Genomic DNA, 18,385 nt, shown 5'->3' with positions numbered 1-18,385 from the left:
CTAAAATAAGGTTTGATTGTTAGAACCGCCACCCTTGACTGCATGATAAATAAATGCTCTAAAATTGCAACCGACGGCGAAGAAACTCAAAAACAGATAGAGTTCACCGTCTTGTTCACAGCATTTTAGCATTTATTTATAACGCCATCAAGGGCAAGCCCGAAGGGTGGCTAAGTATTTACCTCTAGCTCAAAAATCTAAAAACAGATAGTAGTTAAGCCACTGGATTTTCCTGCATATTTAGAATGGTTTGTTGTCCAAGGTAAATAAGAAGCTGCCACTTGGCAGGCATGTTGTCTGCATGACTTAAAATGTCTAACTCATTTAGTGGATTCCAGTAGTTATAAGGATGGGGTCGTAGAAAATTATAATAGGCAACCCAAAGAGAAACGCCATAAAGAGCACCATTTTCACTTCCATAACCACCAGTAACACGGTAGGAAGACTTGAAGGTGCGGTTAAGCCGTTCTACAATTTGCTTTACCCGACGGAATTCAGTGGATACAGCATCATCATTAGTAAGTCCAATAACTTGAGTAACATCAAAATCCCAGCCATTCATGAGTTTGCATTGCTGGCTGGCAAGAGGGTAAGCGCTGTAACCATCTGCAATAAACTTTAGGGCTTTATTAGGAAATTCTTTGAACTTTTCAAAAGCCATACGCATAGCTAGAATACAAGGTCCTACAGCACGAGTATCAGACACCTGGTAACCAAGAATAGACTTTTTACAGGCATCCATGACAATCCAAACGTAGTGTTTTATGCCTTTAACCTTGATATAAGTTTCATCAGCAGAAAGAATTTTAGAAGGTTTATAGTCAAAAGTATCTGTAAAAGGTTTAATAACTGCGGCAGCAGTCATAGCATAATTAGCAATCATTGTATGTGAAATCTTTATGCCATGTACTTCTGATAAAGCATGGGCAGTTTGCCTGGTAGATAACTTAAGATTTACGTGATAAGTAAGGCATAATCCCATGATATAGGCATTGAACTTCTTATACTTAAAGTTAATAGCACTTTTAGGAAGTCCATGTAAGTCCATCTTAAAAAAATCTACTGTGAATTCACGATAGATGTAGTGAAGCTTGTACTTGTGTTTATCAGCAGCATTTAAGTTTTTAGGCAGTTTAGCAAGGTTACTGAGATAGTAAGAGCACTTTGGATTAACACATTTATGTATGCGAAAATGCTTTCGATCTTTTTTTGGCGAAAGAGTTTGTCCGCAATAGGGACACACAAACACTATAGGTTTTGCAGCATAATTGCTTTCGTTGAAATTTTGACCGCAAACCTTGCACTGAAACTGACCTCTATTACCGTTGTTATCGTAGATATAATGGTGAGGGGCACCGCATCTTGGGCACTTAATATTTTTAGGGATAGACTTTCCGTTACGCCTTTGAACGGGCTTAGTTAGCTTATTGTATTTATGTTTGTAATACGCTAAAAGAAGTTTATAATCTACCTTTTCAAAACGAATAATTTTAGGCAGTTTGTCCACTTTGAATTTTTGATATTCAGGACTATGTGAATCCTCATAAGCCCACTGCTTAAGAGGAATATATTTAGCAATAAATAAAAGTAATTGAGAAATTACTTTCAAAAGATGTTGATTATATAAGAATAAATAAGTTATAATTGAATCCAAGACAATGACACCCTTTCATGTGATTTTTGTTTGGTTGGATATTCAATTATAACATGAAATTAGGGGGCCATTGTTTTTTTATTTAAAAAAACTTTGTAACCCTTGATATATAAAGAATATTTTNTATTTAGCAATAAATAAAAGTAATTGAGAAATTACTTTCAAAAGATGTTGATTATATAAGAATAAATAAGTTATAATTGAATCCAAGACAATGACACCCTTTCATGTGATTTTTGTTTGGTTGGATATTCAATTATAACATGAAATTAGGGGGCCATTGTTTTTTTATTTAAAAAAACTTTGTAACCCTTGATATATAAAGAATATTTTTAAAAAATAGTGTAAAAAACTTTACACTAACAGCTCTAATATGAGAGGTGAAATATGATAAATGATATTAACGTAAAGTTTGCTGCACTTGATGATTTATATTCTTGGATGGAACTTATTAGACTAGTAAGTTGGAATTTTCCAGGGCTTGAAACCGAAGAATTGCTTATGGACTATCAAGAGACCGTTATCAAAAATATAAACAGAAATAGTGCAATTTGTGCTAATAATCGTGGAAAAGTAGTTGGAGTATTATTATTTTCAGTTAAACGTAGTATGCTTTGTTGTATGGCTGTTCATCCCAACTATAGGAGAAATGGAATTGCAACTAAAATGATAGATTTAATGCTGACTCAATTACCTAACAATTGTGATATAGTTGTTATGACTTTTCGAGAAGGGGATGAGAAGGGGATTGCTCCTCGTGCATTGTATAAAAAGGTTGGCTTTACTGAAGATGAGTTATGTTATGAGTTTGGCTACCCACAACAGAAATTTATCTTACACAGAAAATGAGTGGAATGTATTGTTGTGCCCATCAGAAAATTTAACGCATTGAAAGAATTTGTTTCAAAGGATAGATTGTTATAACTTAGTAAGTATGTGATATAATTTGCATATATAAATTTATTAAATAAATATAAACTAATGAAGCAATAAGGTGGTAAGAAAAATGACAATACAAGTATATTTAGTTTTTATGCTGACTTTTATTATTTATGTTATAGGAACATTAGCATATTCTACTAGAATTGTGGGAATAAGAACTGGTAGAATTGCAGTATCTTTTGCTGTATTTAATGTTTTTTTACTTATACAAAGAACAGCTAATACTATTCAAGCTCCATTATTAGCAAAAACTATTGAAAATGGAATAAATACAGGTCATTCTAGTAATTTACTGTATATTTTTAGATGGATAGTTTTTTCTATTACTTTAGCCACAATAGCTGGTGCAATTTTAATGCCAACTTTTATAAAAGTGTTTAATAAATTGGTTATATCATTTAGTGTTTACAGGTCTTTACCTAGATTGATGATTCATGCATTTTCAAAATCAGGAATTGAGCAGTTTAAAAATAGTATTTCAATTCCTAAAAGAGAAAATTTATCTGAATTAAGGAACTTTAGAAAAACTCCTAAAAAGGTAATTTTACTAAACATTATTGCATTTTCTATATCTAGTGTAAGTATTTTATCATCATTATATGCTGGATGCTTAAGTCCTAATTTAAGAACTACCTGTAGTACTTTAGCATCTGTAATTAACAGTATTTCAACAATATCCATGGCTATATTTATTGATCCATATTTATCTATGATGACAGATGATGTGATAAGAGGAGAACGTACAGAATTGGAGTTTAATCGCTGCATAATTTTTATTGTTGGTGGATTGATTATTGGAAGTATATTAGCACAATTAATATTAGTGCCTGCTTCACATCTGATAGTAATTGTAGCAAGGCTAATTTAGTTGATTAGAAAAAATTACCCTAATTAGGGTCGATATAATTACTTATATTTGAGTTGAAAAACTAATGGATGATGTAAATGGTAGAGTCGACTAGAGCTTATCAAGAAATTACCCAATAAATAATCCAATAATAAAACATAAATTAAGTTACCTGTATATCTTACTCTATTTAAGACAATGGGCAATACCTACACCACTGACTACAAGCATATCTGCGGCAAGACAGGGTATACCCTTTCCAACTACAGTAGAAGCTGTGGGACTTTTAATAACTTTTGAAATTCTCAGGAAAACTGGAGTGCGAATGCCAAATCAAATTGGGCAGGCTTTCAGCATAATGAGCGCACTAGTATTAGGTGAGGCAGCAGTTGACTTATGCTACATAGGGTCTGAAATAAGAGAAGAAATGTATATGATAATTTCAAATAGAGCCACAGCAAAAGAAATTCTTCAAAGTAAGACTATAACCTCAAATTTAAAGTGTTTTGATAATGTAATCTATAATGTTATTTGCTTTATATCTGTTTATAATTATATTTTTTATTATATATGACTTAACTCCAATAATTAACATTAAAAATTGGAAAGTACTCATTATTTATATTATTCCGTTTCGATGTAAGCAATACCAAATATTAATTACTAATGCAATACATGTGACTACTATAATTCCAACTGCTATAGGCAATGTTATTTTCTGAGAACGTTTACCAATTATATAGAATATAATCGCATCATTTAATACAACAACTAATACACTTCTAATAATAAGTTCTTTCAAAATATTCATAGTATCAACTCCTTTTTATAAAATATAATAATCATGTAATTTTTTGTAGCTCCTACAATTTTTCTTCTCTTATTTTTAGAACAATCTGTTTCCAATATTATTATCCATCAGCTTTTTTACTATCCATATTAGTTGCCAGATACTATGTATCTTCTGATTCTTCTACTTTACATACTGCTAAATTACATCTGTATTTCTCAGCACTTAATAGAACTCTATTAAATTCCTTTACAACCTTTTACATGCTCAAAGCTTTTATTTTATTTTTCGTGATAGTCAAATATTTTATACCATAGAGGAATTGCCATTTTTCTTATTTTTAGTGAAAACTTTTGTGATTGATTTTCGAAAATGTCCCAACTTGTCACATACCAAAATATGACGTTTATGCTGAGAAAACTTGTTTATAATGAGTGAGCTATTAGATATACTAGTGTCCCAAATGGTTTATTTATTGGAATTTGGACATTCATTGGGTTCTAATGACTAGAGGCTTATTGTCAATAAAAAATTCAAATAAATGGAACGTTTTGTGTGCGATTCACATAATAATTATACTCATTTATAATATCATTCCATATAAAAAACAGGGTTTAACATTGAAACAATTTAAATGTTAAACCCTGTATGTATAATATAGTTTTATTAAATAATCAGTTGCTAATTTTAAAACTCATTATTTAATTGATATTTGGGTAAAATTCACACTATGCCATACCTATAAACCCACTTATGATGCCAATTACTGCTACAGAGCATCCTACAAATACAAGTACACGAGTTGAAAAAGCTCTCTTTACCAATAATAAGGATACAATACTAACTGATGGTAAAGTTATAAGTAATGCTGCCGCAGGACCTGTTCCAAGTCCAAAAGCCATTAGTGTTTGAATTATTGGTACTTCTCCTGCTGTTGGAATAACAAATAAAGTACCAGCAATTGAAAGTCCAATTATAGCAAGTATACTATTTCCCCATGCCGGAGTAACAGCTGGGAATATCCATGCTCTTACTGTTCCTAATATTGCAACTACAATTAAATAAGCAGGAATAGTATCTACGATTAATTGAAAAAGAGCTTTTAACCAACGATTAAATAAATTTCCATCTTCTTTTAATGTTTTGAAAATATGTTCTATATTAAAACATGACAAAATAAAAGAGCAGATACCCTATGGCATTTACTCTTTTATATAAAACATTTCATTGTACTTAAAATTCAGATCACAATTATATAGTAACTTCCAAATAATTTTTATCATATTCATATTTTAGTTTACACAAACTCGTGGACGTTCTTTTTATTGCCAGATGATCCATTAAATTAATTTTTAAAAGAAGTAGTTATTTGTTTAACATACCTTAACATTGTTTCTGAGCACTCTTCAACACTAGAGGTTTGCTCACCATTCAATATTTTAGTAAGCATACCTTGATACAATAGTATGGTCATTTCATTAAGATCATTTAGGCATTCTGGTTTTAAATATCCATCATCTGCTAGTATTTTTAGAAGAGCTAGGTTTCTCTCATATAAATTGCTCTTTAAAAGCATAGGAAGTAAATTCTCGGAATGATCACCCAATTCCTCAGGAAAAATTGAGTAGTATTCTTCAATAATATTTGAGATAGAATTGCTGTGCTTCACAAAAAAAATATTATTATATATCTCTGGATTTGAAAAAGAATACTTGCAAAAATATTTCCAAATTTCATAATACTTATCAATGTTATTATGAAGAGTGTTAATATATTGAGAAAGACTAAAAGTATATTCTTTTAAATGTCTTATAGAAGCATAAAGAATAAGTTCATCCAAATTTTCAAAGTAGTTGTATAAGGTAGCACTGTTATATCCTGCCATATCAGCTACTTTTCTTATTGTTATGGATCGTACTCCTTCTTCATCCATAATTTTAGAAGCAGCATCAATAAAATAGCTCATATTTCTATGTTTCTTAATTGTCTTCTTAATCATATTTATCTCCAATGTTTAAAATATTAGTTTTTACTTAAGCAGTTAGATTAAAAATTAATCATGATCAATTTTTAATTGCGATTTTACAAGTATCTATTATACCATAAAATGCTAGAGCACACAATAAACTAATTTCATCAAGGCATGTGATTGGCCTTCTAAAATATTACAATTTATTACATTTCAAAATGTGACGTTTATGCTGAGAAAACTTGTTTATAATGAGTGGGCCATTAGATATTATAGTGACCTAAATGCCTTATTTACTGCATTTATTGGCATTTGGGTATCCATTGGGTTTCTAAGGGATAGAGGCTTGTTGTCAACAAGAAAATTGGAATAAATGGGACGTTTTTGTGTGTGATTCACAGCTTTTTTGCCAATATTTAACGTTTTTATTGAGTACAAAAACTGCTATAAAAATAACAAATAAGATCTATCAGAAAATTCAATCGCGGTTATATTGTAATTATGATTGAAACATAATCATGATGGTGCTAAGATTAAAACAAATAGCGCTATTGTATTATGTAAACTGAGAATAATGTTTGATAAGGATAGATTAATTTATAAAAGGAGGTATAATTAATGAAACTTGAAATTGGAAACTTTCATGTTAAAGATGTTGTTTTTGGTGAAACAACAAACTATAAAGAGGGCATTTTAACAATTAACAAAAAAGAAGCTCTAGATTATGTATTGGAAGATGAACATATTACTGAGGCAGATCTTTTAATCGTAAAGCCTGGAGACAAAGTTCGTCTTGTTCCTGTAAAGGAAGCTATTGAATGTAGAGTTAAGGTTGATGGAACCACACTGTTTCCAGGAGTAACTGGAGATGTAGCTCCAGTTGGAAATGGTCGTACACATGCACTTAAGGACTGCAGCTTGCTTGTAGTTGGCAAGCATTGGGGTGGATTTCAGGATGGATTAATAGATATGAGTGGTGAAGGAGCAAAGTATACTTACTTTTCACAACTAAAAAATATTGTCCTTGTTGGAGATACAGATGAAGATTTTGAGAAAAATGAACAACAGAAGAAAAATAAAGCTTTGAGATGGGCAGGACATAAACTGGCTGAATATATAGGAAGTTGTGTAAAGGATTTAGAGCCTGAGGATATTGAAACTTTTGAATTGGCTCCTGTTACAAAAAGATCTGAAGATGTTCAAAAACTTCCAGGTGTTGTATTTGTTATGCAACCTCAATCACAGATGGAAGAGATGGGATACAATGATCTTGTTTATGGGTGGGATACAAATCACATGGTTCCTACATTTATGCATCCAAATGAAGTTTTAGATGGTGCAATGATTTCTGGAAGTTTTATGCCAGTTTCATCAAAATGGGCAACTTATGATTTTCAAAATAATCCTACTATTAAAGAGTTGTATGCAGAGCATGGAAAAACAATAAATTTCCTAGGTATTATAATGTCAAACTTAAATGTTGCTTTGGATCAGAAAAACCGTGCAGCGTTGTTTGTAGCTCAAATGGCAAAGTCCTTGGGAGCAGATGGAGCTATAGTTTCTGAAGAAGGTTATGGTAATCCTGATGCTGATTTTATTGCATGTATTGTGGCGCTAGAAAATGCAGGAGTTAAAACTGTAGGAATTACTAATGAATGTACAGGTAGAGATGGAGAATCACAGCCACTAGTTGCTCTTGATGAAAAAGCTGATGCTATAGTTTCTACCGGAAATGTTTCAGAACTTATAGAGCTTCCTCCTATGGAAACAGTAATTGGTGAACTTGAATCACTTGGTAGAGATGGATGCTCCGGTGGTTGGGCAAATGATGAAATACTTGGACCTTCTGTAAGAAAAGATGGTTCAATAATTATGGAAAACAATGCTATGTTCTGTGGAGATCAAATTTGTGGATGGTCACCAAAGACAATGAAAGAGTTTTAGGGAGGTGGACTAATATGAAAAAAGCAATTTTATATATAAATCAGTTCTTTGGACAAATAGGAGGAGAAGAAAAAGCTGATTTTGAACCTGAAATTAGAGAGGGACAAGTTGGACCAGCTTTAGCATTAAATGCACTTCTTAAAGATGCTGAAGTTACACACACTATAATATGCGGCGATAACTTTATGGGTTCTAATGAAAAGGAAGCAGTAAGCAGAATATTAGGTTTCCTTGAAGGAAAAGAATTTGATATATTCTTTGCAGGACCTGCATTTCAAGCAGGTAGATATGGAAATGCCTGCGGAGTTATATGTAAAGCAGTAAAAGAAAAATTTAATGTACCAGTAATATCATCTATGCACATTGAAAATCCTGGAGTTGAGATGTTTAAAAAAGATGTATACATTTTCAAAGGCGGAAATAATGCAGGAAGAATGAGAAAAGACATGAAAGCCATGGCTGATTTTGGAAACAAGATATTAAGTGGAGAAGAGCTTTTATGGGCAGATGCAGAAGGTTATTACGGAAGAGGAAAAAGACATCAGATATGGCTTGAATCAAAAGAACCTGCAGCTAAAAGAGTTGTAAAAATGCTCATTAAAAAACTTAATGATGAGGAATTTGAAACTGAACTTCCTATTCCTAAAAAGGATACAGTAGCTATAGCTCCTGCTATAAAAGACCTAAGTAAAACTAATATAGCATTAGTAACTTCGGGAGGAATAGTTCCAGTGGATAATCCTGACAGAATCCAATCTGCATCTGCAACAAGATGGGGCAGATATGATTACTCCAAGATGGATAGATTGGAATCAGGAGTATTTAAAACAATACATGCAGGTTTTGATCCAGCTGCAGCAAATGCTGATCCTAATGTCATAGTTCCTTTAGATGCTTTAAGAGCATATGAAAAAGAAGGCAAAATAGGAAAAATTCATGACTATTTTTATTCAACTGTAGGAACCGGTACAACTCAAGGTGAAGCAGCCAGAATGGCCAAAGAAATTGTAGAGTATTTAAAAGGAGATAAAGTAGATGGAGTTATATTAACTTCCACCTGAGGAACTTGTACACGTTGCGGTGCAACGATGGTAAAAGAAATTGAAAGAGCTGGTTTCCCGGTTGTTCAAATGTGTAATTTAATTCCTGTAGCAACAACAGTAGGTTCAAATAGAATAGTACCAACCATTTCCATTCCATATCCACTTGGAAATCCTGCAGATTCTAAAGAGCAGCAATGGAAATTAAGATATCATAGAGTTGGTGTAGCTTTAGATGCCCTTGCAACTGATATTCAAGAACAAACTGTTTTTAAAGTAAAAATCTAAATCACCTACTCACTCCACGAAAGGAGAAGGAGTTTCATGTAACTAAATAGGTCTTGTTAAAATGAATGAGACCTATTTAGATTGATTTTGTGAGGGAGGAAAATTAATTATGTCAGATGAACAAAAGTCAAAAGATCGTTCTGTTCTGTATGTTTCTGCAGGTATAGCTCTGGTATTTGTAGCATTTAGTATAATCCTGCCTTCTCAAATGGCTAAGGCAGCCAATGGTGTGTTATCATTTTTAACTACGAATTTTGGTTGGCTGTATCTTATGTCGGTATTTATCTTTACAATAGTTATATTTGTTATTGCTCTCAGTCGCTATGGTAATATCAAGCTTGGGTTGGATGATGAAAAACCAGAATTTACAACTTTCCAGTGGTTTACTATGCTATTTGGAGGGGGAATGGGCATAGGAATGGTTTTTTGGGCTATTGCTGAACCAATGACTCATTATATGTTACCGCCTGTGGGACAACCGGGAACTCCGCAAGCTATGCATGATGCTATGCGAATTACATTTAATGATTTTGGCTTTCATGTATGGATTATTTATGCGGTTTGCGGTTTAGCTCTGGCATATTTCCAGTATCGAAAAGGTCTTCCATGCTTAATCAGCTCGGCTTTTTATCCAATACTTGGTGATCGTATTCATGGACCTATCGGTAAAACAATTGATATAATAGCGGTATTTGCTACGATATTTGGAGTAGCAACCAGCTTGGGACTAGGAGCTGGCCAGATTGCCACAGGGATACAATATATGTGGGGAATTAAAGCGACGCCTGGTATTACTGCTATTATTATCGCAATCATGACAGTTATATTTACAATGGCCACTGTATCTGGACTACATAAGGCAATGCAGGCTGTTGCTGATGTGAAGGTATGGCTTTCAATTGGATTTATGGTATTTATCTTTCTGTTTGGCGGAATGGTATTTATACTAAATACTTTCACTCATACGTTTGGTGATTATATTCAAAACTTTATGGGACAGAGTTTGTGGATGGGTAATATTGAATGGACTAAAGCCTGGCCGGTATTCTACAGAGCTTGGTATATTGCATGGGCAGCGTTTGTAGGTCAGTTTATAGCACGTGTTTCCAGAGGTCGTACTATTCGTGAATTTATACTAGCGTCAGTCTTCCTGCCTGCAGGTTTCTGTCTTATATGGATTGCAATCTATGGTGGAGCGGCATTTAATCTAGATGCATTGTCACATGGTGCAATTCAGGCAGCTGTTAAAGCCGATATTTCCACATCTTTATTTGCAACGCTGCAGCATCTACCACTTTATGTTATCACTGCGCCGCTTGCGATTATACTGATCATTGCTTCCTTTGCGGGAGCTGCTAATTCAGCTACCTATGTACTGAGCATGTTTACATCTGGAGGAGACCTAAATCCAAGTAAAAAACTGTGTGGTTTTTGGGGAATTGCCCAAGGAGCTGTCACAATAATGCTTGTTTTAGTAGGAGGCACTGCTGCGATAAAGACACTTCAGACGGCTTCTATTGCTGCTGCTTTTCCGTTTATGCTGATTATGCTTGTCATGTGCTACAGCATATACAAGGCTCTTCGTGAAGAGAAAGTTTAAAGAATAAATAGTAGTATATAAAAATGGTCAACTAAAAGTAAATTTATATAAGTAGTAAGTAAATATTATTGAACATTAAGAAAGAAGGTGCAATATGAATAATATTTATGATGTTATTATAATAGGTTCTGGTCCTGCCGGACTTTCTGCAGCCTTATATTCAGCAAGGGCTAAGATGAAAACTTTGCTACTAGAAAGAAGCAAGGCAGGTGGACAGATTGTAATTACAGATGAAGTCGCTAACTATCCAGGGTCAATAAAAGAGGCTACAGGTCCCAGCTTAATTGCTAGGATGGAAGAGCAGGTTGAGAGCTTTGGAGCAGAAAGAAAAAAAGATGAAATAAAAGAAGTAGATTTTACTGGGAAAATAAAAAGGCTCAAAGGCATTAAAGAAGAATATCAGGCTAAAGCTGTAATCATTGCAACTGGAGCTACTCCAAGGCATATTGGTTGTCCTGGAGAAAATCAGTTAATTGGTAAAGGCGTGTCTTACTGTGCAACCTGTGATGCAGAATTTTTTGAAGGTCTGGAAGTTTTTGTAGTAGGAGGAGGTGATGCAGCTATTGAAGAAGCTCTTTATCTGACGAAGTTTGCTAGAAAGGTTACTATAGTTCATAGAAGAGATGAACTTAGAGCAGCAAAATCCATACAGGAAAAGGCCTTTAAAAACCCTAAAGTTGAAATAATGTGGAATAAAGTAATAACAGAATTAAAAGGTGATGGGCTGCTTGAATCTGCTGTATTTAAAGATACAAAAACTGGAGAAATAAATGAATATTTCGCTGATGAAGAGGATGGAACATTTGGAGTATTTGTCTTTGTAGGTTATTTACCTATAAATGGTCTATTTAAAGATAAAATTACAATGAATAAGGCAGGTTATATTATAACAAATGATAAAATGGAAACTAATATTTCTGGAGTATTCGCAGCAGGAGATATTAGGGAAAAGCCATTGAGACAGGTAGTTACAGCTGCAGCAGATGGAGCAATAGCAGCTGTGCAAGCTGGAAAATATATAGAAAATAATTTTGAAGAGTAGAAGGAGGAGTTAAAATGGTAATTTTGGATAAAAATACATTTAAGGATGAAGTCTTGGAAACTAAGGGTTATGTACTTGTAGATTATTTTGGAGACGGTTGTGTACCTTGTAAGGCATTAATGCCTGATGTAGAGGAGCTATCAAAGCAGTATGGTAATCAGGTGAAGTTTTGTAAACTGAATACTACAAAAGCTAGAAGATTGGCTATTTCTCAGAGAGTACTTGGTCTTCCAACAATTGTTCTCTATAAAGATGGAGAAAAGATTGAAGAAGTTGTAAAGGACGATGCTACTAAAGAAAATATTGAGGCAATGATCAAAAAAAATATAAATATTTAGCATAATTAGGGAGGAAAAGATATGAGTTTATTAGAAGGAAAAAAAGTAATTGCAATAGGAGATAGAGATGGAATTCCAGGTCCAGCTATAGAAGAATGTGTTAAAAGTGCTAAAGCAGAAACAATATTTGTTTCAACAGAATGTTTTGTTTGAACAGCCGCTGGAGCTATGGATCTGGAGATCCAACAAAGAGTAAAAGATTTAACTGAAAAATATGGCGCAGAAAATGTAATTGTAATTTTAGGAGGAGCAGAAGCAGAAGCATCAGGACTTTCAGCAGAAACAGTATGTGCTGGAGATCCAACATTTGCAGGACCTCTTGCTGGAATAGCATTAGGACTTGGTGTATATCATGCAGTAGAACCTGAAGTTAAAGCAGAATTCGATCCAGCTGTTTATGATCAACAATGTGGAATGATGGAAATGGTTCTTGATGTAGATGAAATTATTAGCGAAGTAAAAACTGTTAGAGATAGTTATTCAAAATATAATAAATAGTCCATATAACATTTAATAACTAGAAAATGGCATGCAGAAATGTATGCTATTTTCCAGCATATATTAATTGAAATTATTAAGGAGGGTTTTTAATGAGTTTTCCAGTAATCAAAAATGCTGCCTATGTATTAGTAAATGCACCGGATATGACAATACATAATGGTACTACTCAAACATTAGAAAGAGAAACGAATCCAGAGTCAGAGTATTTAAAAGAAATGCCGAATCACTTAAGATCATTTGAGGATGTAGTTGGTTATGCACCAAATCAAACTTATATAGGAAACATGACTCCAGAAGAATTAAGTGAAAGAAAAAGACCTTGGTATGATGAAAAAATTGATGGTGCATCAAGGTTTGGTAAGTTTGGAGAAATAATGCCTGAAGATGAATTCTATGGACTGATTAAGGTAAGTGACGTATTTGATCTTGTCCTATTAGAAAAGGACTTTACTGAAACAGTTAGAGAAAAGTTTAAGGCACGTCCGATTTTAAGTAAGAAAGCAGATGAATTAAAGGAAGGTGTTTGTCTAGCTGATATAGAGAAATTGGTAGAAGATCATGTAGCTGAAGGTTTATATTTAAATGATAAACTTGTAGGATGCGTAAAAAGGGCACATGAATTTGATAAAAATTTAGCTTCACATATAATGGTTGAAAATTTATCAGTTAAAGCATCAGGAGTTCTTGCTCTAATGCATTTGGTTGAAAATTCAGGAATAGATGTAAATGAAGTAGAATATATGATTGAATGTTCAGAAGAAGCTATTGGAGACATGAATCAGAGAGGCGGTGGAAATATAGCCAAAGCTTGTGGTGAAATTGCAGGAATCAAAGGTGCTACTGGTATAGACATGAGAGGTTTTTGTGCTGGACCTTCACATTCAATAGTTAATGCAGCTGCATTAGTTAAAGCAGGAGTTTATAAGAATGTCATTGTGTTTGCCGGTGGTTCCACTGCTAAGCTTGGAATGAATGGTAGAGATCATGTTAAAAAGGGATTACCAGTTTTAGAAGATTGTCTGGGAGGTTTTGCAGTACTGATATCAGAAAATGATGGTGTAAGTCCTGTGATAAGAACAGATGTTATTGGAAGGCATAGTATATCTCATGGTGCTGCACCACAGGCAGTATTGGAAGCATTAGTTTTAGATCCATTAACTGAAAATGGATTAAAGATTACTGATGTTGATAAATTTGCACCAGAACTGCAGACTCCAGACTTAACTGAACCTGCAGGAGCAGGAGATGTTCCAACTCAAAATTACAAGATGATAGGAGCTCTTGCAGTAAAAAATGGTCAGCTAGATAGAAAAGAACTACCAAATTTCGTAAAAGAACATGGATATCCAGGATATGCACCAACACAAGGACATATACCATCAGGTGTTCCTATAATTGGTCATGGTATTGAGCATATAATGTCAGGAAGTTTAAATAACTTTATGTTGATAGGAAAAGGAAGTTTATTTTTAGGAAGAATGACTAACTTGTTTGATGGAATATCAATATTAGTAGAAAAGAATTCTGGTATTGTAGATGATACTAATGCAGTTTCAAAAGAAGAAGTTAAGAACATGATAGCTGAAGAACTTAAGGAATTTGCTGCTCAAATGATGGCAGAATGATAAGTATCCATTTTTGCCATAGGGCAGAAGATCTTTAAATATTAGAGATTAGGAAATAGATACTAGTAAAAAGGAGGGAACAACGTGGATCAAACTAAAAAAGTAATTTCAGAAGTATTTAATGAAATAGCTGATGGAATAATAAGTGGAAGCTTCAAAAAAAGAGTTAAAATTGGATTGACCACATTTGGTTCGGAACATGGTGTGGACGAGATGATTAAAGCTGTAACACTTGCCAAGAGCAAATATGGTGATTTTGATATAGTTTTAATAGGACCTAAAGTTGAGGGAGATTTTGAGATAGTTGAAGTTGCCGATGCTGAAGAAGGTCACAAAAAAATGGTAGAATTATTAGATAATAAAGTAATAGATGGATGTGTTACTCAGCATTTTGACTTTCCTATAGGGGTTTCAACAGTTGGAAAAGTTAGTACTCCAGGGCTAGGAAAAGAAATGATAATTGCCACAACTACAGGAACAACATCTACCCATAGAGTAGAGGGAATGATTAAAAATACTATAAATGGAATATCTGTTGCAAAAGCCTGTGGTATTGAGGATCCTAAGGTTGGTATATTAAATGTAGATGGAGCTAGAGGTGTTGAGAGAGCACTTAAAGAACTGCAAAGCAGAGGATATAAGTTTACTTTTAGTGAATCCTTAAGAGCTGATGGGGGTTCAGTCATGAGAGGAAATGATCTGCTGGCTGGAACACCTGATGTTATGGTTTGTGATTCCTTAACAGGTAACTTGCTTGTAAAGATATTTGCATCATTTACAACAGGTGGAAACTATGAAACTACTGGATATGGATATGGTCCAGGTGTAGGAGAAGGCTATGATAAGGTAATTAATATAGTATCAAGAGCATCTGGAGCTCCATTAATTTGTGAAGCTTTAGAATATTGTGCTATTTCTGTAAGGAATAATTTAATACAGATTGCTAAAGATGAATATAAAAGTGCCTGTGCTTCAGGATTAAAAGAAATAACAGAAAAAATACTTCAAAAAGATAAGCCAGCGTCTGCAGAAGAAGAAGTTAAGATACCACCTAAAAAGGTAGTAACATATGGAATTCCTGGAATTGACATTCTTGAGCTTGAAAATGCGTGTAAGTCACTTTGGAAGGAAAATATATATTCAGAAAGTGGAATGGGCTGCACTGGCCCAATAGTTTTGGTAAGTGAAGATGAAAGCGAAAACGCTGTTAATGTACTTATAAAAAATGGATTTAAATAGTATTATACACAAACACAGTGGATAGAATAAATACTTTTCATAAGTCTAAAGCTCAGTATTTTAAAAGTCTAAGAAGTATTGATAAACTTATACTTGAAACATATAAAATATACTAAGACTTTATAAAATACTGAGTTGAAACTTATGCCAAAGGTATTTAAATATTTCTTCTAGAATGTTAATATATCCCTATACATAAGTTAAGTGTCTGGTGAGATTATCTATATATTGGGACAATCTATGTTGTCATAGGTTCAGTAAGAAGGGCTAGGAAGCTTATAGAAAATCTCCTAATATAAATTAGGAATAAGGTGATTTTTATGAAAGAAAAAATAAAAATATGGACTAGGCAGGATAAGAGTATTCTTGATATTTTAGAAGATGAACAAAGATATATTGTAAAAAGAGAATATATAGAAAACAAACTGGAAAACTGTGCAAAATATTATTTTGAAGTGTATTCTTGGTACACTATGAAAGCAAGTGAAATAGTCCCAATACCTGACGACGTAAAATATCCTGTATGGGTTTCAATAACTCCTGATTTTATGCTTCAACGGACTCCTGGCACCGTTATATTAGAGCTTTTAGTAGATAAGGACTTGGTTATTGTAATGGATTCAGAAAAATGGGATAGAGTAGTTAATTTATGGTATGTTCCATTAAGTAAGGAAGATGAAGAAGAATACGATAAAAAACTTAATAATTATGGAATATCAAATTATTCAAATGCATATATGAGCGGTTTTTATCCTCATCTTAAAAGTGAAATAATTAAAAGTTGGAACAGATTATTTGACGATTCCTATTCATTGTCAAATTTAAAGCAGGGTACAATTTGGGAGGTGAAAAAGGAATGGGTTCAAAAAGTAATAAGATAATACTGTATACTTCCCAAAGTCCAGAGGTTATTAAAGTGTTAATGGAACATAAGGTATGCTATGTAAAAAGAGAATTCATTGTGAAAAAGTATCAGGAGATTTCAAGCATATTTTTGGAGGCATACAATTGGTATATAAGTAAAGCACAGAATATTGTAAAAAAACCTGAAAATGCTGAATATCCATTTTGGACATATACTAAAATAGATTATGCGGGGTGGTATCCGGGAAATTACCTGCTTTCTTTGGAAGTGCCTGTTGAAGAAGGCATTTTTTTTAAAGCTGAAGATTGGAATAAGATTTTAAATCTAAAATATTTAGCTGCTGATGAAAAGGATGAAATAATGCACAAGAATATGTTGGCAAAGTTTAATATTTCAATTGAGTCAGATATAGTTACCAAGCCTTTTTATCCAAATTTGAAATCAGAAGTGAAAAAAAGCTGGGATAATTTATTCAAATATCATCAGCTAATAAAGTCTGGAGCTATGAAGGAAAAAAGTTTACAAGCAGGCTTATGGAAGCTTAAAAAAGAGTGGATTATTGATATTAAGTATTCCTTTTAATAAATAAATTGTAAAGATTAATATTGAGACAAATAATCCTAATTTGCTAATCTTTAAGCAGAGTAAGCTAAAGAATCAAATAAAGGACTAAGAAAATATTTGTTTAAAGTATTATACAGCAAGGATTAATGAAGTGTACAATAAAATCCTATATTGTGTAAAAGGACAAAAATTGATAAATAATCATGTAATCAGGAGGACATTTTAATGGAGTTTAATCAAATAGAAGCATTTATTAATGTAGCAAAGTTTAAAAGCTTTTCTAAGGCTGCGGACTCAATTTTTTTATCACAACCTGCTATAAGTGCTCATATAGCTAGTTTGGAAAAAGAATTAAAGGTACAATTATTTAATAGAACATCTAGAGAAGTATTTCTAACACCTGCAGGGGAGTCATTTCTAAAATATGCTATAGATATATTAAATTCCCGTGATAAAGCTATCTATAATCTTGCAAAGTTTAATGGAACAGTTAGTGGAAAGCTTAGAGTATCAGCAAGTACTGCCCCTTGTAATAATATATTGCCTTCTTTAATAAAAGATTTTCACCAGCAATACCCTGATGTTTCATTTGATGTTGTAGAAGAAAGCTCTGATAAAATAATTAAAGATATTATAAAATTTAATTGTGAAATAGGCTTTGTAGGTAAATTTGTTAATGATGAAAAGATTAAGACTTATAGTATTATGGAAGACGATTTAGTTGTAATATCTCCGTCAGATTTTAATTTTCCTTATATCATAGATATAGACTTTCTACTTAAATATAAGTTTATATTAAGAGAACGAGGATCTGCAACTCGTAAAGCCTTTGAAGATATTCTAAAAAAACAAGGAATAGATCTTTCAAATATAGATGTGTATTTTGAAGTGAACAATCTGGATGCACTTTATAAGTTTGTAAAAAATGGTCTTGGGGTATCCATAGTTTCAAAAAATACATTTAAGGATTATATATCATTAGGATTTATAAAAGAAAGTTATATAAAAAATATTTCTCTTAAAAGATATATTTATTTAATTGTTAGCTCTAAGAGAACTCTTACTCCTGCTGCAAATGCTTTTTTTAACCTATGTAAGAGGTGTTATAAGTTCTAATAAATATTGCCATTATATGTT

The 18,385-nt window shown here is 32.8% G+C and carries 17 protein-coding genes; 14 read left to right on the top strand and 3 right to left on the bottom strand.

Annotated features, from left to right (window positions below):
• Nucleotides 1-214: 214 nt before the first annotated feature.
• A complete protein-coding gene (locus WY13_RS03090; protein WP_063554237.1) occupies nt 215-1,654 on the bottom strand; it encodes a DDE-type integrase/transposase/recombinase in 1,440 nt (479 codons plus the stop codon).
• A 387-nt stretch (nt 1,655-2,041) separates the two neighbouring features.
• On the opposite strand from WY13_RS03090, the gene WY13_RS03085 reads away from it, so the two are divergent.
• The 3 genes from WY13_RS03085 (at nt 2,042) to WY13_RS20310 (ending at nt 4,017) form a co-directional block, all read left to right on the top strand.
• Entirely contained in the window at nt 2,042-2,503 is a 462-nt protein-coding gene (locus tag WY13_RS03085; RefSeq protein ID WP_063554236.1) for a GNAT family N-acetyltransferase, read from the top strand.
• 157 nt (nt 2,504-2,660) lie between these two features.
• Nucleotides 2,661-3,464, top strand: coding sequence for a lipid II flippase Amj family protein (locus WY13_RS03080; RefSeq protein ID WP_063554235.1), 804 nt, complete (start codon nt 2,661-2,663; stop codon nt 3,462-3,464).
• Between the two features lie 115 nt (nt 3,465-3,579).
• On the top strand, nt 3,580-4,017 hold the full coding sequence (locus WY13_RS20310; RefSeq protein WP_082848360.1) for a spore germination protein: 438 nt from the start codon (nt 3,580-3,582) through the stop codon (nt 4,015-4,017).
• A gap of 944 nt (nt 4,018-4,961) precedes the next feature.
• Here WY13_RS20310 and WY13_RS03065 read toward each other — a convergent pair.
• Together WY13_RS03065 and WY13_RS03060 are read right to left on the bottom strand one after the other, a co-directional pair.
• Nucleotides 4,962-5,408 carry a permease gene (locus WY13_RS03065; RefSeq protein WP_242866310.1) on the bottom strand — a complete coding sequence of 149 codons (447 nt, stop codon included), beginning with the start codon at nt 5,406-5,408 and terminating at the stop codon, nt 4,962-4,964.
• A 170-nt stretch (nt 5,409-5,578) separates the two neighbouring features.
• Complete coding sequence (locus WY13_RS03060) at nt 5,579-6,232, bottom strand: TetR/AcrR family transcriptional regulator (RefSeq protein WP_063554232.1); 654 nt, start codon at nt 6,230-6,232, stop codon at nt 5,579-5,581.
• A 588-nt stretch (nt 6,233-6,820) separates the two neighbouring features.
• Here WY13_RS03060 and WY13_RS03055 point away from each other — a divergent pair.
• From WY13_RS03055 to WY13_RS02995, 11 genes are all read left to right on the top strand, one after another.
• Nucleotides 6,821-8,146 (top strand): glycine/sarcosine/betaine reductase component B subunit, encoded by a 1,326-nt coding sequence (locus WY13_RS03055; RefSeq protein ID WP_063554231.1) that lies wholly within the window; start codon nt 6,821-6,823, stop codon nt 8,144-8,146.
• A 14-nt stretch (nt 8,147-8,160) separates the two neighbouring features.
• A complete protein-coding gene (gene grdH / locus WY13_RS03050; RefSeq protein ID WP_082848359.1) occupies nt 8,161-9,474 on the top strand; it encodes a betaine reductase selenoprotein B in 1,314 nt (437 codons plus the stop codon).
• A 109-nt stretch (nt 9,475-9,583) separates the two neighbouring features.
• Complete coding sequence (locus tag WY13_RS03040) at nt 9,584-11,074, top strand: glycine betaine uptake BCCT transporter (RefSeq protein WP_063554229.1); 1,491 nt, start codon at nt 9,584-9,586, stop codon at nt 11,072-11,074.
• 94 nt (nt 11,075-11,168) lie between these two features.
• On the top strand, nt 11,169-12,116 hold the full coding sequence (trxB, locus tag WY13_RS03035; RefSeq protein ID WP_063554228.1) for a thioredoxin-disulfide reductase: 948 nt from the start codon (nt 11,169-11,171) through the stop codon (nt 12,114-12,116).
• Nucleotides 12,117-12,130: 14 nt separating this feature from the next.
• Nucleotides 12,131-12,454, top strand: coding sequence for a thioredoxin TrxA (gene trxA / locus WY13_RS03030; protein WP_063554227.1), 324 nt, complete (start codon nt 12,131-12,133; stop codon nt 12,452-12,454).
• A gap of 21 nt (nt 12,455-12,475) precedes the next feature.
• Nucleotides 12,476-12,952, top strand: a complete 477-nt coding sequence (grdA, locus tag WY13_RS03020) for a glycine/sarcosine/betaine reductase complex selenoprotein A (protein ID WP_082848358.1) — start codon at nt 12,476-12,478, stop codon at nt 12,950-12,952.
• 92 nt (nt 12,953-13,044) lie between these two features.
• Nucleotides 13,045-14,580 carry a glycine/sarcosine/betaine reductase complex component C subunit beta gene (grdC, locus tag WY13_RS03015; RefSeq protein WP_063554224.1) on the top strand — a complete coding sequence of 512 codons (1,536 nt, stop codon included), beginning with the start codon at nt 13,045-13,047 and terminating at the stop codon, nt 14,578-14,580.
• 84 nt (nt 14,581-14,664) lie between these two features.
• Entirely contained in the window at nt 14,665-15,819 is a 1,155-nt protein-coding gene (grdD, locus tag WY13_RS03010; RefSeq protein ID WP_063554223.1) for a glycine/sarcosine/betaine reductase complex component C subunit alpha, read from the top strand.
• Between the two features lie 320 nt (nt 15,820-16,139).
• Entirely contained in the window at nt 16,140-16,700 is a 561-nt protein-coding gene (locus WY13_RS03005) for a DUF3841 domain-containing protein (protein WP_063554222.1), read from the top strand.
• On the top strand, nt 16,676-17,266 hold the full coding sequence (locus tag WY13_RS03000) for a DUF3841 domain-containing protein (protein WP_063554221.1): 591 nt from the start codon (nt 16,676-16,678) through the stop codon (nt 17,264-17,266). The genes WY13_RS03005 and WY13_RS03000 overlap by 25 nt, the downstream gene beginning before the upstream one ends.
• A 207-nt stretch (nt 17,267-17,473) precedes the next feature.
• A complete protein-coding gene (locus WY13_RS02995) occupies nt 17,474-18,364 on the top strand; it encodes a selenium metabolism-associated LysR family transcriptional regulator (RefSeq protein WP_063554220.1) in 891 nt (296 codons plus the stop codon).
• Nucleotides 18,365-18,385 lie beyond the last annotated feature (21 nt).

Origin of the sequence: Clostridium ljungdahlii (assembly GCF_001636845.1) — a bacterium.
GTDB lineage: Bacteria > Bacillota > Clostridia > Clostridiales > Clostridiaceae > Clostridium_B > Clostridium_B ljungdahlii_A.
This window is presented reverse-complemented; position numbering and strand designations above follow the sequence as displayed.

Bases quoted from the DNA above. Each gene is read 5' to 3' on its own strand.
- WY13_RS03085 (WP_063554236.1), top strand. From the start codon at position 2,042: ATGATAAATGATATTAACGTAAAGTTTGCTGCACTTGATGATTTATAT.
- WY13_RS03080 (WP_063554235.1), top strand. From the start codon at position 2,661: ATGACAATACAAGTATATTTAGTTTTTATGCTGACTTTTATTATTTAT.
- WY13_RS03060 (WP_063554232.1), bottom strand. From the start codon at position 6,232: ATGATTAAGAAGACAATTAAGAAACATAGAAATATGAGCTATTTTATT.
- WY13_RS03055 (WP_063554231.1), top strand. From the start codon at position 6,821: ATGAAACTTGAAATTGGAAACTTTCATGTTAAAGATGTTGTTTTTGGT.
- WY13_RS03040 (WP_063554229.1), top strand. From the start codon at position 9,584: ATGTCAGATGAACAAAAGTCAAAAGATCGTTCTGTTCTGTATGTTTCT.
- trxB (WP_063554228.1), top strand. From the start codon at position 11,169: ATGAATAATATTTATGATGTTATTATAATAGGTTCTGGTCCTGCCGGA.
- trxA (WP_063554227.1), top strand. From the start codon at position 12,131: ATGGTAATTTTGGATAAAAATACATTTAAGGATGAAGTCTTGGAAACT.
- grdC (WP_063554224.1), top strand. From the start codon at position 13,045: ATGAGTTTTCCAGTAATCAAAAATGCTGCCTATGTATTAGTAAATGCA.
- WY13_RS03005 (WP_063554222.1), top strand. From the start codon at position 16,140: ATGAAAGAAAAAATAAAAATATGGACTAGGCAGGATAAGAGTATTCTT.
- WY13_RS03000 (WP_063554221.1), top strand. From the start codon at position 16,676: ATGGGTTCAAAAAGTAATAAGATAATACTGTATACTTCCCAAAGTCCA.
- WY13_RS02995 (WP_063554220.1), top strand. From the start codon at position 17,474: ATGGAGTTTAATCAAATAGAAGCATTTATTAATGTAGCAAAGTTTAAA.